Source organism: Achromobacter sp. 2789STDY5608621 (assembly GCF_001299375.1).
Lineage (GTDB): Bacteria > Pseudomonadota > Gammaproteobacteria > Burkholderiales > Burkholderiaceae_B > Achromobacter > Achromobacter insuavis.
The window spans coordinates 129,933-145,391 of record NZ_CYTU01000009.1 but is presented as its reverse complement, the minus strand read 5'-3'; the positions used below and the strand labels follow the sequence as shown (position 1 = coordinate 145,391).

The window sequence follows — 15,459 nt, the reverse complement described above, 5'->3', positions numbered from 1 at the left end:
TAATAATATTCACTCTCAATAAAAGGGCTCGCCGCGTCGGGTCCGCCGCCGTGACCCACCCGCCCCCCGCACTCGACTGGACCGTTCCCGCCGCCACGCCCGCGATGTCGCTGGCCGGCGGCACCTTGCGTTTCGAGCGCGAGGAACGGATGCTGGAGGACCTGGCGCCGGGCCTGAAGCTCGTCGTGGTGCTGGAAGGCGAGCTGCGCTATCGCGTGCCGGGCGCGCCGGCCGCGCAGGTCAGCGGCCCCTCGCTGCACCTGAGCCTGTGCCGCGACCCGCTGCGCATGGAACACGAATTCGGCGCGCGCCGCGCATTGCGCTTCGTGTCGCTGCGCACCTCGCTGGACCATCTGCGCGAATCGCTGTCGCTCGAACCGGCCGACATTGCGGGGCTGCTGCGCGCGCCGCGCGGCGATGCGGCCTATGCCGATGCCAACCTGCGGCTGGCGGCGCCCTTGCAGGCGCTGGGCCGGCAGATGCTGGCCTGCCCGATGCAGGGCGCGCTCAAGCGCATGTACCTGTCCGCCAAGGCCCTGGAGCTGACCGCGCTGGCGCTGGCCGCGCTGCAACCGGCGCCGGCGGCGCCCGCCGCGGCCGGCCTGTCGCGCGCCGACATCGAGCGCCTGCACCATGCGCGCGACCTGGTGCTGGCCGATCTGCAGCATCCGCCCGCCTTGCCCGCGCTGGCGCGCCGCGCCGGCATCAACGTCAACAAGCTCACCACCGGTTTTCGCCAGCTGTTCGGCTGCAGCGTCTACGCCTTCGTGCGCGAGCAGCGCATGGCGCAGGCGCACGCGCTGCTCGCCGCCGGCGCCATGAGCGTGTCGGAAGCCGCCTACGCCTGCGGCTACACCGACTCGCACTTCAGCAAGGCCTTCCAGCGCCGCTACGGCGTGCTGCCCAGCGCGTTGGCCGCCGGGCGCTGAACGCGCTTCCTGTCGTCATCTTGTTTCACCCCGCGGCAACGCGCAGCGCGCGTGTCATGGCTCCAGGCGGCCTGTCCGCCTGCGCCTTGCCCGGCAAGGTTCCGCGATGCCATAGCAAGGGCTTTGCGAACGCCTGCGCGTCGCGGTTTCTCCCTGAGATTGTATGAGAATAATTCTCGATATTGAAGAGGGAGAAGTACCCATGCGTTCACGCATCAGGAACACGGCGCGCATCGCGGTGGCGGGCCATTGGCCGTTGTGGCTGGCGCTGGCGGCGGGGCCGGCGCTGGCCGACGACGCCCGGGACGCGGCCACGCTGCCGGCGGTCACGGTCAGCGGCGAGCGCGAGGCGGCCGCCGCGCCGCAACCGACCCTGGGCAAGCTGCCCTTGAGCGTGCGCGAGACGCCGCAGTCGATCTCCGTGATCGGCCTGCAGCAGATCCGCCAGCAGAACCTGCAAACCCTGGACGACGTCATGCGGCACGCCACCGGCATCACGGTGCAGCCGCATCATCACCTGACCACGGCCTACTTCGCCCGCGGCTTCCAGATCGAATCCTTCGAGCAGGACGGCGTGCCTGCCATGATGGGCAACCGCGCCGCCGCGCCGGAAGACATGGCCATCTACGAGCGCGTCGAGATCCTGCGCGGCGCCAACGGCCTGTTGCATGGGGCGGGCAATCCCTCGGCCACCGTCAACCTGGTGCGCAAGCGTCCGCAGCGGCAATTCACCTTCGGCGGTGAACTCAGCGCCGGCAGCTGGGACAACTATCGCGCCGAAGTCGACCTGGGCGGGCCGCTGAACGACAGCGGCAGCGTGCGCGGCCGTGTTGTCGGCGTCATGGCCGACCGCGGCTTCTTCTATGAAAGCGCGAACGAGAAGACCGGCCTGTTCTATGGCATTGGCGAGGTCGACCTGGGACCGGACACCGTGCTGTCGGCCGGCCTGCAAACCAGCCGCGTGCGCTCGCATCCGCCGCCTAGCATGGGCGGGCTGCCGCGCTACAAGGACGGCGCGCCGATCGGTCTGCGACGCTCTGTCAACCTGGAGTCCGCCGGCAGCCGTTCGGACTGGAACACCACGCGCGTGTTCGCGGATCTGGACCACCATTTCGGGCACGGCTGGCGCGCGCGGATCAGCGTCGACCATCTGCGTTCCGATTCCGAGATGAAGTACCTCACCGTCAATGGCGGCATCGACCGCCAGACCGGCCTGGGCGCCAGGCTGTCTGGGGGCGGCATCCAGTACGACAACAGCCAGACCAGCGTCGATGCCTACGTCAGCGGACCGGTCGAGTTGTTCGGGCGGCGCCACGAACTGCTGTTCGGCGCCAATTCCCTGCGGACCTCGTACGAGAACCTGAATGCCGATGTCACCAGCCCCCAGTTGAACATGCCGATGGACGTGTTCAACTGGCACCCGCGCGACGTGCCCGGCTACGACGTTGGCCCCTACAAGTCCGCGGGCGTCAACCGCGAACGGGAACAGGGCGTGTACGGCATGGGCCGCTTCTCGCTGGCCGATCCGCTGACGCTGGTGCTGGGCGGGCGCATGGACTGGAGCCGGCTGGAATCGCCCAAAGCGAGCCAGCGCAACAACGGCAGGTTCACGCCCTATGGCGGCCTGATCGTCGACCTGGACCGGCAATGGTCGCTGTATGGCAGCTACGCGCAGGTGTTCATGCCGCAGACCGACCTGGATCGCAACGGCCAGATGCTCGATCCGATCACCGGCACCAACTACGAGGCCGGTGCCAAGGGCGAACTGATGGATGGCGCGCTCAACGTGTCGCTGGCGCTGTTCCAGATCCAGCAGAAAAACCGGTCCCAGGCCGACCCGTCGGTGGCGTGCGTGGGCAAGCGCTGCCCCTCCGTCGCCGGTGGCGAGGTCCGCAGCCGCGGCTTCGAGGCCGAGGCCGCCGGCGCCATCACGCCCTATTGGACGGCGGCGGCGGGCTACACCTTCAACACCACCAAGTACCTGGTGGACACGCGCGCCAGCGGTCAGCCCTACGCCAGCTTCACGCCCAGGCACATCTTCCGTCTGTGGACCGAGTACGCCCTGCCGGCTCTCGAGCGGCGCCTGAGCGTGGGCGGGGGGGTGCAGGTGCAATCGGGCTTCTACAACGTGGCCAAGACCATCACGCTGCGCCAGGGCGGCTACGCGCTGGCCGACATGCGCGTGGCCTATCGCGTCGACAAACACGTGACGGTGGCGCTGAACGCCAACAACCTGTTCGACCGCGTCTACTACCAGCGCCTGAGCGACGCCAACTGGACCAACTACTACGGCGAGCCGCGCAACTTCATGCTGACGGTGCGCGCCGAGTACTGACCGCCGTCATTGCGCCGGTCAGGGCGCGTCGCGCGACACGCCCTGACCGGCGCCGGCCGCCTCGCCGGCAAAAACTTCCGCAATCGATAGCGGGACTTCCGCAATCGCCAGTGGCGCGCCGCGCCGCTCCCTAGAATGGTTTGAGAATAATTCTCAACAACCAGGAAAGAGGAACGGCGGTGCGATCAAGGTTCAGGAACGGGGCGGCGCGGCCGCGCAAGGGCGGGGCGCGTCATTGGCCGGTCTGGCTGGCGTTGACGGCGGCGGGGCCGGCGCTGGCGCAGGCGGCGGGCGATGCGGCGACGCTGCCGGCGGTCACCGTCAGCGGTGAATCCGCGGCGAGCCCGCAGACGCCCACGATGGGCAAGCTGCCGCTGACGGTGCGCGAGACGCCGCAATCGATCACGGTCATCGGCCAGGAGCAGATGCGGCAGCAGAACCTGCAAAGCCTGGACGAGGTCATGCAGCACGCCACCGGCATCACGGTGCAGCCCTATCAGCTGCTGACCACCGCCTATTACGCCCGCGGCTTCAAGGTCGATTCGTACGAGCAGGACGGCGTGCCGGTGCTGATGGGCAACATGGCCGCGTCGCCGCAGGACATGGCGGTGTACGAGCGCGTCGAGATCCTGCGCGGCGCCAACGGCCTGCTGCACGGCGCCGGCAACCCGGCGGCCACCGTCAACCTGGTGCGCAAGCGGCCGCAGCGTGAGTTCGCTTTCAGCGGCGCGCTCAGCGCCGGCAGCTGGGACCGCTACCGCGCCGAGGCCGATCTGGGCGGCCCGCTCAACGACAGCGGCAGCGTGCGCGGCCGCCTCGTCACGGCGGTCGAGGACCGCGGCTATTTCTACGACGTGGCGGACCAGAAGTCGGCGCTGTTCTACGGCATCGGCGAGGTCGACCTGCGCCCGGATACGGTGCTGTCGGCCGGCCTGCAATACCAGCGCATCCGCTCCACCACCAACATGGCGGGCGTGCCGCGCTACAAGGACGGCGGCGACATCGGGCTGAAGCGCTCGACCTACCTGGACGCGGCCTGGGACCGCTTCAACTGGAACACCACGCGGGTGTTCGCGGATCTGGAGCACCGCTTCGGCCAGGGCTGGAGCGCCAAGGTCAGCGCCAACTATCTCACCGCCGACAGCAACCTGAAGTACGCCGGCGCCTACGGCGCCATCGACCGCCAGACCGGCCTGGGCTCGGCGCTGATGGGCGGCGCCTACAAGTTCGACAACACCCAGGCCAGCGTCGACGCCTATGTCAGCGGCCCGGTGCAACTGTTCGGCCGCCGCCACGAACTGCTGTTCGGCGGCAATGCCCAGCGCACCACGACCGAGCAGTACACCGGCCAGCTGACGCCGGCGCTGCGCGTGCCGGTGAACGTGTTCGACTGGGACCCGCATGGCGTGCCGGAGCCGGGCGTCGGCCCCTACACCTCGCCGGGCGAGACGCGAGCCCGCCAGCAGGGCGTCTACGGCATGGGGCGCTTCTCGCTGGCCGATCCGCTGACGCTGGTGCTGGGCGGACGCATGAGCTGGTGGAACCAGGACGCGCCCGGTTCGCGCCAGCGCATCGATCCCGAATTCACGCCCTACGGCGGGCTGATCGTCGACCTGGACCGCCAGTGGTCGCTGTACGGCAGCTATGCCGAGGTGTTCCAGCCGCAGAGCCAGCTGACGCGCGACGGCCAGGGGCTGGACCCGGTCACCGGCACCAACTACGAGGCCGGCATCAAGGGCGAACTGATGGACGGCGCGCTGAACGTATCGCTGGCCGCGTTCCAGATCCGCCAGAAGAACCGCGCGCAGCAGGATCCGGACTGGCCCTGCGTCGGCCAGAACTGCTACTACGTGGCGGGCGGCGAGGTGCGCAGCCGCGGCTTCGAGGCCGAGGCCAGCGGCAGCATCACGCCGTACTGGACGGTGGCGGCCGGCTACACCTTCAACACCAGCAAGTACCTGACCGACACGCAGGCCGGCGGCCAGCCCTTCGCCAGTTTCACGCCCAGGCACATCTTCCGCCTGTGGACCAACTATGCGCTGCCGACGATGCAGCGGCGCCTGAGCGTGGGCGGCGGCCTGCAGGTGCAGTCCGGCTATTCGACCGTGTCGGGTCCGGTCACGCTGCGCCAGGGCGGCTACGCGCTGGTGGACCTGCGCCTGGCCTACCGCGTCGACAAGCACCTGACCGCGGCGCTGAACGTCAACAACGTGTTCGACCGCGGCTACTACCAGAGCCTGTCGGGCACGGCCTGGAACAACCGCTACGGCGAACCGCGCAACGTCATGCTGACCCTGCGGGCCGAGTACTGAGCGGTGTGCGATCGATGGATGGCGCGGGCGCGCCGTCCATCCCTTTTTTCAAGGAGAGACAACGTGGCTGCAACGACGCCCGTGCCAGTGTTCGACTGGCTCGATCATTTCATGGCGCTGGCCGGCGATGGCGGCATGCGCGACATCGGCAGGCTGCGGCGCCTGGCGCCGCACGAAGGCTGGCTGGTCGGCATCAAGGCCGCGGCCAGCGACGCCGACGTGCACGGCGACGTCTGGGAACGGCATCCGGCCGGCGAGGAAATGCTCTGTGTGCTGGAAGGCCGCGTGGTGCTGACGCTGATGGACGAGGCCGGCGTCGAGACCGACGTGCTGCTGGACGCGCGGCGCGGCGCCGTGGTGCCGCGCGGCGTCTGGCACCGCCTGCACGTGGCCTGTCCGGCCCGCATCCTGTTCGTCACGCCCGGGCAGGGCAGCGAACACCGCCGCGTGGGCGCGGCAACGCAAGCTTGAAGGAAATCGACGTGAAGCAAACCGCGAATGCGCGCCTGTTCATCATGATCGGCGCGCTCTATTTTTCCCAGGGCATTCCGCTGGGGGTGGCGATGGAGGCGCTGCCGACGCTGCTGCGGCGCGACGGCGCGCCGTTGCACGCGCTGGCCTGGCTGCCGCTGGTGGGGCTGCCCTGGGTGTTGAAATTCCTGTGGGCGCCGGTCGTCGACAACCGCTACCGGCCGGCGCTGGGCCGGCGCCGCAGCTGGATCCTGCCGATGCAGGGCATCGTGCTGGCGTGCCTGGCGGCGGTGGCCGTGACCGGCGTGTCCGCGGCCAGCGCGCCGTGGGTGGTGGCGCTGATGGCGCTGGCCTCGCTGGCCAGCGCCACGCAGGACATCGCCACCGACGGCCTGACCGCCGAGCGCTTCGAGGGCCAGGCGCTGGCGCGCGCCAACGCGGTGCAGGTGGGCGGCACCATGATCGGCTTTTTCGCCGGCGGGCCGGGCTGCCTGGTGCTGGCGGGCTGGCTGGGGCAGGGCGGCGCGCTGGCGCTGCTGGCCGCGGTGGTCGCGTTCAGCCTATTGATGGCGTCGGGCTGGCGCGAAACCGCGCTGCCCGCCGCCGTCCGGCGCGCCACGCTGGCCGGCTTCGCGCGCCGGCCGGGCGGCTGGGCGCTGGCGCTGGCGGCGTTCCTGTCGGCGATGACGGCGGTGGCGGGCTATGGCCTGTCCAAGCTGTTCCTGGTGGACGCGGGCTGGGCGGTGGAGGCGGTGGGACGGCTCGGCATGGCCGGGGGCGCGGTGACCGTGCTGCTGGGCTGCGGCGGCGGCGCCTGGCTGGTCGGACGCATCGGCGCGCGCGGCGCGCTGGCGCTTGGCCTGGCGGCCTCGGGCGCGGCGGCGCTGGCGTGGCTGGCGCAGGCCCAGGGCTGGGCGCCGCAGCCGACGGCCGCGGCCTACGCGGCGCAGGCGTTGGGCGCCTTTGGCGCCGGCGCGGCCTCGGTGGCGATGATGACGCTGGCGATGCGCTTTGCCGCGCGCGGCGCGCAGGCCGGCACCGACATGACCGCGGTCCAGAGCGCGCGCGACCTGGGCGAGATCCTGACCTCGTCGCTCATCACCGGCGTGGCCGCCCGGATGGGGTACGTCACCGGTTTTTCCGGCGGCTTGCTGGCCGCCGCCGTGACGCTGGTTTTCGTGGCCGTGGCGCTGCGCCGCCCGGGCTGACATGGCGTTTCGGGCGGTTGCGGCTACACTTGTGCGCCGTTTTGCTTTCAGCCCCCCGAATTTCCATGATTTCCACCGCATGCGGCGTCGACTTCGGCACGTCGAACTCCACCGTCGGCTGGAGCCGCCCCGACCAGCGCGCGCTCCTCGCCCTTGAAGACGGCAAGACCACCTTGCCCTCGGCCATCTTCTTCCATGACGAAGACGCCGAGGTCAGCTACGGCCGGGCGGCCATCTCCGACTACCTGGCGGGCTACGACGGGCGCCTGATGCGCTCGATGAAAAGCCTGCTGGGCAGCTCGCTGATCGATGGCTCGACGGAAGTGCAGGGCCGCTCGATCCCGTTCCGCGTGCTGCTGACGCGTTTCATCGCCGAACTCAAGCGCCGCGCCGAGACCGCCGCCGGCCGCGACTTCACGCGCGCCGTGCTGGGCCGGCCGGTGTTCTTCGTCGACGACAACCCCGTCGCCGACCAGACCGCCCAGGACACGCTGGGCGAGATCGCGCGCAGCGTCGGCTTCACCGACATCGAATTCCAGTTCGAGCCGCTGGCCGCGGCCTTCGACTACGAGTCGCAGATCGACCGCGAGGAACTGGTGCTGGTCATCGACATCGGCGGCGGCACCTCGGACTTCTCGCTGATCCGCCTGGGGCCGGGCCGCGCCGCCAAGCCGGATCGCCGCGAGGACATCCTGGCCTACGGCGGCGTGCACATCGGCGGCGTGGACTTCGACAAGCAGCTCAGCCTGGCGCACGTCATGCCGCTGCTGGGCCTGGGCAGCCAGTTGCGCAGCGGCAAGGACGTGCCGTCCACGCAGTACGGCAACCTGGCCTGCTGGCACACCATCAACCAGGCCTACACCCGCAAGGCCGCCGAACACTTTGCCTACATCCGCGCCGAAGCCGGCGACCGCGACAAGATCGACCTGCTGCTGAACCTGGTCAAGCAGCGCGCCGGCCACTGGGTGGCGGTGCAGGTCGAAGAGGCCAAGATCGCGCTGTCCGAAGGTCCCGCCGCGCGCATCGACCTGTCGCGCATCGCGCCCGAACTGGGCGTGGAGGTGACGCGGCCGTCGTTCGACGCCAGCGTGGCGCGGCTGATCGAGAAGATCGAGCAGACCGTCGGCGTCCTGATGCGCGACGCGGGCGTCGCGCCCGCCGACGTGGACACGGTGTTCTTCACCGGCGGTTCGAGCCGCGTGCCGCGCCTGCGCGATTGCGTCTCGGCGCTGGTGCCGCAGGCGCGCAGCGTCGAGGGCGACCTGTTCGGCAGCATCGGCGCCGGCCTGGCGCTGGACGCCCGCCGCAAGTTCGACTGACAAGCCCGCCCGCGATGCCGGTCCGCCACCGTGCGTGCCGGCATCGGGCCGCGCCGGGCTGTGGCGCGTTGCGCCGATTCGCGTGGCGCGGCCCGCTTGGCCGCTATTTCGCCAGCATCGCCGGCACCTGTGCCGCCAGCGCGTCGATCGCGGCGCGCGTCTTGGACGGCAGGTAGCGCGCCTGCGGCCAGACGGCATGCACGTCCTGCGCCGCCATGCGGTCGCCGTGCATCAATACCTCCAGCTCGCCGCTGCGCACGTAGTGCGTCAGCATCCAGCACGGCAGCCATGCCAGCCCGGCGCCCGCGATGGCGGCATCGGCGATGGCCTGCAGGTCGTCGAGCCGCAGCCGCGGCGGCAGGTGCAGCTGGATCACCTGGCCATCCGGTCCCATCACCGACCAGCCTTTCTCGACGCCGCCGTGGGCATAGACCACGCCGGCGTGCTGGCGTATCTCGTCCAGCGTGACGGGGCGTCCGTGCGCGGCGATGTAGGCCGGCGCGGCGCCGATGCCCATGGTCTGCAGGCCCAGGCGGCGCGCCGCCAGGCTGGAGCTGTCGGGCAGCGGGCCGATGCGGATGCCCAGGTCGTAGCCTTCCTCGATCAGGTCCACCACGCGATCGTTGAATGAAATGTCGATCTGCAGCTGCGGGTGCTGCGCGGCCAGTTCGCGTAGCACCGGCGCCACGCAGTGGCGGCCGAACACCAGCGGCGCGCTGACCCGCAGCCGTCCGCGCGGCGCGCGCCGGCCGCTGTCCAGTTCCGCCTCGGCGTCGTAGAGCTCGGCCAGCGCCCGCACGCAGCGGTCGTAGTAGGCCTGGCCGGCGTCGGTCAGGCTTTGCTGGCGCGTGGTGCGGTGGAACAGCCGCGCGCCCAGCCGCGCTTCGAGCCGGGCGATCGATTTGCCGACCGCCGAGCGCGTCAGGTTCAGGCGGTCGGCCGCCAGCGCGAAGCTGCCGGCTTCGGCGGCCTGCACGAAGACCTCGATGCCGCCCAGGCGGTCGTGGGAGTAGGGAGTGGCCATGGGGGTGTCCTGCGGGGTATTGGTTCCAATGGGGCGACATTCAAGTGAATAAATGCCGCCACTGGGTAGTCTGGTTCCCATATATCGTACCCATACCGCGCCGTCCCGTGTTGGACGGCGTTTCCCGAATCACCCAGAGGACATCATCATGCAGGCATACCAGATCACCGCCGGCCAAGGCATCGGCTCGCTGCAGCGCGTGGAGCGAGCGGCGCGCGAACCCGGCCCCTTCGAGGTGCGCGTGCGCATCAAGGCCGTCTCGCTGAATTTCCGCGACCTGATGGTCGCCCGCGGCGATTACCTGAAGGTGGCCGGCAGCCCCGTGGTGCCCGCTTCCGACGCCGCCGGCGAGGTGCTGGCGGTGGGCGCCGGCGTCACGCGCTTCAAGGCGGGCGACCGCGTCATGGGCGCCTTCCTGCCGGACTGGATCGACGGCGAGCCCACGCCCGCCAACACCGCGCGGGCGCCCGGCGCCGCCAGCGACGGCGTGCTGGCCAGCGAAGTCGTCTTCTCCGAGCACGCCCTGGTGGCCATTCCCGATTCCCTGTCGGACGAGCAGGCCGCGACCCTGCCGTGCGCCGCCGTCACCGCCTGGAACGCGCTGTTCGTCGCCGGCCGCGCCCGCGCCGGCCAGACCGCGCTGTTGCTGGGCACCGGCGGGGTCTCGATCTGGGGCCTGCAACTGGCCAAGGCGACGGGCCTGCGCGCCATCATCACCTCGTCCAGCGCCGCCAAGCTGGCGCGGGCGCGCGAACTGGGCGCGGATGACCTGATCAACTACCGCGAAACGCCGGAATGGCAGGACGAAGTGCTGCGCGCGACCGGCGGCGAGGGCGCCCACGTGGTGCTGGAAGTGGGCGGCGAAGGCACGCTGCAACGCTCGATCGCGGCGGTGCGCCACGGCGGCGCGGTCGGCATCATCGGCGGCGTCAGCGGCTTCGCCTCGGTGCCGGTGTCGCCGCTGGCGCTGATCGCCGGCAACAAGCGCCTGGAAGGCATTTTCGTGGGCAGCCGCAAGATGCTGGAAGACGTGACGCGGCTGGTCGACCGCGCCCGCATCGCGCCGGTGATCGACCGCGTCTACGGATTCGACGAGGCGCCGGCCGCGTTCGAGCACCTGGCCTCGGGCCGTCACTTCGGCAAGATCGTGATCCGCGTCGGCGGCTGAACGCCGCGTGGCCGGCGGCGCGGCATCGGCGCAGTCATGACGGGCCCGATGGTAAGCTGCAAGCTCTTCGCGCCGGCCGCCTTGCGCGCCGGCGCCTGCCTCTTCCCACGCCGCGCCATGACCGACAAGCCCGATTCCCATCTGTTCGAAGAACGCGTCTCCAGCGAGGCCGCCTACGACGGCCGCTTCCTCAAGATCCGCAACGACACCGTCCGCCTGCCCAACGGCCACACCTCGACGCGCGAATACGTGGTGCATCCGGGCGCGGTGGTGGTGATTCCGCTGCTCGATGACGGCCGCGTGCTGCTCGAACGCCAGTACCGCTATCCGATCGGCCGCGTCATGACCGAATTCCCCGCCGGCAAGCTCGATCCGGGCGAAGACCCGCTGGCCTGCGGCAAGCGCGAACTGCTCGAGGAAACCGGCTACACCGCCACCCAGTGGGCCCGCGCCGGCGCGCTGCACCTGGCCATCGCCTATTCCACCGAGATCATCCACATCTACTTCGCGCGCGGCCTGCGCGCCGGTCCGCAACAGCTGGACCAGGATGAATTCCTCGATGTCTTCAGCGCCCATCCGGACGAACTGTTCGCGGCCTGCGCCAAGGGCGAGGTCACTGACGCCAAGACCCTGACCTGCTCGCTGTGGCTGCAGAACGTGCTGTCCGGCGCCTGGCAGCTGGACTGGCAGGAGCAGCCCGCCTGAGCGGGCCTCGGCCTTCCAGGGCCTGCCCTGAAGGCCGGCCCGCGCCGCTGTCTTCACAAGACGAACGATCCCGCGACCATGCCCGCCTTTCCCGTCCTGGTGCAACCGTCCGGCCTGCGCTTCGAGGCGGATGCCGATTCGACCCTGCTGGCGGCCGCCCAGGCCGCCGGCATCAAGCTGCCCAGTTCCTGCCGCAACGGCACCTGTCGCGCCTGCATGTGCCTGATGCTGGAAGGCGAGATCGCCTACCGCATCGAATGGCCGGGCCTGTCGCGCGACGAGAAGGAAGAGGGCTGGATCCTGCCGTGCGTGGCGCAGGCCCGTTCGCCACTGGAAATCCAGTCGTTGCAGGCCGCGCCGCTGGAACCCGCGCCGCCGGCGCCGCCGCGGCCGCTGACGGGCGCGCGGCGCTAGGGCCTGGCGACGGCCAGCGGCGCCTGGCGCTGCCCCGAATGCCGGGCGCGGCGTTTGCGGGCCCAGAGCAACACCCCGGTGACGCTGAGCATGGCCGTCACCAGTCCCAGCGCCGACATCAGGATGCGTCCGGGCAGGCCGAGGATGCGGCCGGTGTGCAGCGGCAACTGCGCCTGCAGGAACAGGTCGCCGGCGCTGCCGCGGCCGGGAACGCGGTCGCCGATCACCTGGCCGCTCTGGCTGTCCAGGTAGATCCACGGGCGCCCCAGCCCCGACGGCGTGTCGTCGCCGGGCTCGAAGAAATTCACGCCATACAGGCCGTAGGGCGCGCTGTAGAACAGGGCCCCGGCCGGCAGCGTCCAGCCCCGCTGGCGCGCCTGCGCGCGGCCGATCTCCAGCGCCTGGCCGCGCGTGATCCCCGGCTCCTGGAACGCCGCGGGCGGCGCGGGCCGGCGCAGGGCGAAGATGTCCGGCGTCAGCGGCGAGAAGAACGCCACCAGCGGCCGCACCACCTCGCGTCCCAGGTTCATCGACACCGACGTCACCGCGACCATCAGCAGCAGGCCCCACACCCACACGCCGCCGGAACGGTGCAGGTCGAAGACCAGCTTGGGCCGCCCCTGGCGCAGCCGGAACGACAGCGACTTGCGCCACGCCTTGCGGCTGGGAAACGAGATCGCCAGCGCGATCAGGCTGTCCAGCGCCCACACGATCGCGACGATGCCCATGAACCAGGTGCCCAGTTCCACCCGGCCGATATCGGGCAGGTGCAGGGTGTAGTGCAGCTTGTACAGGAACGGCATCAGGTTCTCGCGCGCCAGCGACACCCGGCCCCATTCGCGCGCGCCACGCACGGCGCCGGTCGCCGGATCGAGCGTGACCTGGTTGAAGTCCAGCGGGTAGGGCCGTCCCGTGGCCGGATCGATGCGCGGCACCACCGATACGCCGAGCGCATGGCCCGGCTCCACCGCCAGCGGCAGATAGGCCACGCGCAGGCGCGGGTCGGCCGCCTCCAGCCCGTCGGCCAGCGCCAGCGCGGACCGCGGCGTGGCGCCGGCCGCGGCGGGCGCGTCGAACAGCTGCGGGTTGAGCCATTCGTCCAGCTCGTGATCCCACGAGATGATGGCGCCGGTCAGGCCTGACACGAACAGGAACAGCGCCAGGAACAGGCCGGCCCAGCGATGCAGGCGGCGTAGCAGGGCCATCGCGTCGACCTACCAGCGATACGTGGTGCTGAGCAGCAGCGTACGGCGCGGACCGTAGTAGCAGGCGTTCAGGGGCGAGCCGCCGCATGGGTTCGCCACGTACAGTTTGTCGAACAGGTTGGCGACCTTGAATTGCATGCGCCAGTGCGCGTTCGGCTCATAGCCCAGCACCATGTCGTACACGGTGTACGCGGGCGTCTTGACCGAGGTGGCGTAGGCGTTGTCCGGATCCGCCGCGGTCGGGCCGTAGTCCAGCGTGCTGCCCATGTAGCGCACCCCGCCGCCGATCGACACGCCGCGCAGCGCCGTCGAGGCCAGCCGGTAGTTCACCCACAGCGATGCCATGTGGCGCGGCGAGGTCGTGCCCCAACCGTCCTGCGGCCGCGTGCCTTCCTGCCCGGGGGTGTTGCTGCGCGTGACCTTCGCATCCAGGAAGGTGTAGCTGGCCAGCACCGACCATTGCGGCGTCGGTTCCCAGGTGCCTTCCAGTTCGATGCCGCGCGAGCGCACCTGCCCGGCCTGGATCGAGTTGGTCGGGTCGTTCGGATCCTGCGTCAGCACGTTGTTCTGGCGGATGTCGTAGACCGACGCCGTCAGCATCATGTGCTCGCCCGGCGGCTGGTAGCGCAGGCCGGCTTCCACGCTGCGGCCGCGGGTGGGCTGGTAGGGCGAGCCGTCCTTGCTGGCCTGCGCCGTCGGCTGGAACGATTCGGCGTAGTTGACGAACGGCGACAGGCCGTTGTCGGCGCGGTAGAGCGCGCCGGCCTGGTAGGTGGTGGCGCTGTCGCGCTGGTTCAGGTCCAGCGTGCCCAGCGGATCGCGCGTCTCGGTGCGGGCGCGGTCGTGGCGCACGCCGCCGCGCAGGATCCAGTGTTCGCCCAGCGACAGGCGGTCCTGGAAGTAGATGCCGGTCTGGCGCGCGGTGACGTCGCGGGCCCAGGGCGAGGTGGGGTCGGGTATCGGCTGGCCGTACTGCGGGTCCAGGATGTCCAGCACCGGGGCGCTGCCCGACCACTGGCGGTCGTTGTAGCGCGTCAGGCTGGCGTCCAGGCCGACCAGCAGCCGATGCGTGACCGGGCCGGTCTGCGCGGTCCAGGCGAGCTGGTTGTCCATGGTGTAGACGCGCGAGCGCAGCTGATTGCGGTTGGCGTCGCGATAGAGCAGGTGACCGCTTTCGTCCAGGTCGTAGTCATCGTTCAGCAGGGCGCGGCCGCGCACGTACTTGGCGTCGTAGTTCATCGTTTCGACCCGCAGTCCCTGGCGGAACACGGCATCGCCGCCGAGTTTGTACTCGAGCAGCGTGCCCAGCGATTTCTGGGTCCGGTCGAAGCGGTTGAAGTCCGGCTCGCCCGGATAGAAGCTGGAGCTGATCTGGCCCCACGGGCTGGAGAACAGCGTGCCCGTGCGCGGGTACCACAGGCCCCACGCGGCGCGGTCATGCTGGTAGTTGGCCAGCACGGTCAGCGACAGGTCGGCGTTGGGCTTCCAGGTCAGCGCGGGGGCGATGTAGGCGTGGTCGTCCGGCGCATAGCGCATCTGCGTGTCGCTGTCGCGCACGTTGCCGGTCAGGCGGTACAGCAGGGTGCCGTCCGCCGTGGCCGGTCCGCCCAGGTCGAACTGGGCCTGCTTGCGGTCGTGGCTGCCCACGCCCAGCGTCACTTCGTGCAGCGGGTCGTCGGTGGGCCGCTTGGTGACCGCGTTGATCAGGCCGCCGGGCGAATTCTGGCCGTACAGCACCGAGCTGGGGCCCTTGAGCACTTCCAGCCGCTCCAGGCCGTAGGAGTCGATGCGCATGCCGATCTTGCTGCCGGAGGCCCGCAGGCCGTCGCGGTACATGCCGAACACCGACTGGTTGAAGCCGCGCATGGTGATCCAGTCATAGCGCGGGTCCTCGCCGTAGGCCGAGGTGTTGACGCCGGCGACGTAATGCAGCGCATCGGTGATGGTCTGCGCGCCCTGGTCGTTCATCTGGTCGCGCGTGACCACCGTCACGGACTGCGGCGTCTCCGCCAGGGCGGAATCGTCCTTGCCCGCCGCCATGGTGCGGGTGGCGATGTAGCCGCTGACCGGTCCGACCGGCGATTCGCGGTTGCCGTTCACCGTGATCGACGGCAGCACGGCGGCGTCGCCCGGGGCGGGCTGCGGCGCGGGCTCCAGCGTGTAGCCGCCGCCCGCGCCGATGCGCGCCTGCAGCCCGGTGCCCGCCAGCAGCGCCCGCAACGCGGCCGGCGCGCTGTACACCCCCTGCACGCCGGGGCTGGTCCGGCCCTGGGCCAGCTCGGTCGAGCCGGCCAGGAACAGTCCGGATTCGCCCAGGAAGCGGGTCAGGGTGGCGCTCAGCGGGCCGGCCGGAATGTCGTAGCGGCGGG

Annotated in this window: 12 protein-coding genes; 9 read left to right on the top strand and 3 right to left on the bottom strand. The window is 70.6% G+C overall.

All coding sequences use genetic code 11. The features are described 5' to 3' along the window. The first annotated feature begins 50 nt into the window (after window positions 1-50). The 6 genes from AOZ53_RS12130 (at window position 51) to AOZ53_RS12105 (ending at window position 8,574) form a co-directional block, all read left to right on the top strand. Window positions 51-929, top strand: coding sequence for a helix-turn-helix transcriptional regulator (locus AOZ53_RS12130; protein ID WP_231690604.1), 879 nt, complete (start codon window positions 51-53; stop codon window positions 927-929). A gap of 202 nt (window positions 930-1,131) precedes the next feature. Continuing rightward, window positions 1,132-3,264, top strand: coding sequence for a TonB-dependent siderophore receptor (locus AOZ53_RS12125; RefSeq protein ID WP_197286475.1), 2,133 nt, complete (start codon window positions 1,132-1,134; stop codon window positions 3,262-3,264). Between the two features lie 179 nt (window positions 3,265-3,443). Then, window positions 3,444-5,576 carry a TonB-dependent siderophore receptor gene (locus tag AOZ53_RS12120; RefSeq protein ID WP_156333365.1) on the top strand — a complete coding sequence of 711 codons (2,133 nt, stop codon included), beginning with the start codon at window positions 3,444-3,446 and terminating at the stop codon, window positions 5,574-5,576. Window positions 5,577-5,639: 63 nt separating this feature from the next. Then, complete coding sequence (locus tag AOZ53_RS12115) at window positions 5,640-6,047, top strand: cupin domain-containing protein (protein ID WP_231690434.1); 408 nt, start codon at window positions 5,640-5,642, stop codon at window positions 6,045-6,047. Window positions 6,048-6,091: 44 nt separating this feature from the next. Beyond that, a complete protein-coding gene (locus AOZ53_RS12110; protein WP_054430348.1) occupies window positions 6,092-7,255 on the top strand; it encodes a RhtX/FptX family siderophore transporter in 1,164 nt (387 codons plus the stop codon). 65 nt (window positions 7,256-7,320) lie between these two features. Continuing rightward, window positions 7,321-8,574, top strand: coding sequence for an Hsp70 family protein (locus tag AOZ53_RS12105; RefSeq protein WP_054487927.1), 1,254 nt, complete (start codon window positions 7,321-7,323; stop codon window positions 8,572-8,574). A gap of 103 nt (window positions 8,575-8,677) precedes the next feature. On the opposite strand, the gene AOZ53_RS12100 is transcribed toward AOZ53_RS12105, so the two are convergent. After that, complete coding sequence (locus AOZ53_RS12100; protein ID WP_054430237.1) at window positions 8,678-9,598, bottom strand: LysR family transcriptional regulator; 921 nt, start codon at window positions 9,596-9,598, stop codon at window positions 8,678-8,680. Between the two features lie 148 nt (window positions 9,599-9,746). Here AOZ53_RS12100 and AOZ53_RS12095 point away from each other — a divergent pair, with 148 nt between their 5' ends. The 3 genes from AOZ53_RS12095 (at window position 9,747) to AOZ53_RS12085 (ending at window position 11,885) form a co-directional block, all read left to right on the top strand. Continuing rightward, on the top strand, window positions 9,747-10,766 hold the full coding sequence (locus AOZ53_RS12095) for a zinc-dependent alcohol dehydrogenase family protein (RefSeq protein WP_054487925.1): 1,020 nt from the start codon (window positions 9,747-9,749) through the stop codon (window positions 10,764-10,766). Window positions 10,767-10,883: 117 nt separating this feature from the next. Then, window positions 10,884-11,471 carry an NUDIX domain-containing protein gene (locus AOZ53_RS12090; RefSeq protein ID WP_054430347.1) on the top strand — a complete coding sequence of 196 codons (588 nt, stop codon included), beginning with the start codon at window positions 10,884-10,886 and terminating at the stop codon, window positions 11,469-11,471. Window positions 11,472-11,549: 78 nt separating this feature from the next. After that, complete coding sequence (locus tag AOZ53_RS12085) at window positions 11,550-11,885, top strand: 2Fe-2S iron-sulfur cluster-binding protein (RefSeq protein ID WP_054430232.1); 336 nt, start codon at window positions 11,550-11,552, stop codon at window positions 11,883-11,885. Here the strand turns inward: AOZ53_RS12085 and AOZ53_RS12080 are convergent. Together AOZ53_RS12080 and AOZ53_RS12075 are read right to left on the bottom strand one after the other, a co-directional pair. Continuing rightward, window positions 11,882-13,090, bottom strand: coding sequence for a PepSY-associated TM helix domain-containing protein (locus AOZ53_RS12080; protein WP_054487923.1), 1,209 nt, complete (start codon window positions 13,088-13,090; stop codon window positions 11,882-11,884). The two genes, AOZ53_RS12085 and AOZ53_RS12080, sit on opposite strands and share 4 nt — an antisense overlap. A gap of 9 nt (window positions 13,091-13,099) precedes the next feature. Next, the coding region (locus AOZ53_RS12075; RefSeq protein WP_054487921.1) for a TonB-dependent siderophore receptor at window positions 13,100-15,459 on the bottom strand (2,360 nt) is incomplete at its 5' end.

Bases quoted from the DNA above. Each gene is read 5' to 3' on its own strand.
- AOZ53_RS12080 (WP_054487923.1), bottom strand. From the start codon at position 13,090: ATGGCCCTGCTACGCCGCCTGCATCGCTGGGCCGGCCTGTTCCTGGCG.
- AOZ53_RS12095 (WP_054487925.1), top strand. From the start codon at position 9,747: ATGCAGGCATACCAGATCACCGCCGGCCAAGGCATCGGCTCGCTGCAG.
- AOZ53_RS12090 (WP_054430347.1), top strand. From the start codon at position 10,884: ATGACCGACAAGCCCGATTCCCATCTGTTCGAAGAACGCGTCTCCAGC.
- AOZ53_RS12100 (WP_054430237.1), bottom strand. From the start codon at position 9,598: ATGGCCACTCCCTACTCCCACGACCGCCTGGGCGGCATCGAGGTCTTC.
- AOZ53_RS12110 (WP_054430348.1), top strand. From the start codon at position 6,092: ATGATCGGCGCGCTCTATTTTTCCCAGGGCATTCCGCTGGGGGTGGCG.
- AOZ53_RS12125 (WP_197286475.1), top strand. From the start codon at position 1,132: ATGCGTTCACGCATCAGGAACACGGCGCGCATCGCGGTGGCGGGCCAT.
- AOZ53_RS12105 (WP_054487927.1), top strand. From the start codon at position 7,321: ATGATTTCCACCGCATGCGGCGTCGACTTCGGCACGTCGAACTCCACC.
- AOZ53_RS12085 (WP_054430232.1), top strand. From the start codon at position 11,550: ATGCCCGCCTTTCCCGTCCTGGTGCAACCGTCCGGCCTGCGCTTCGAG.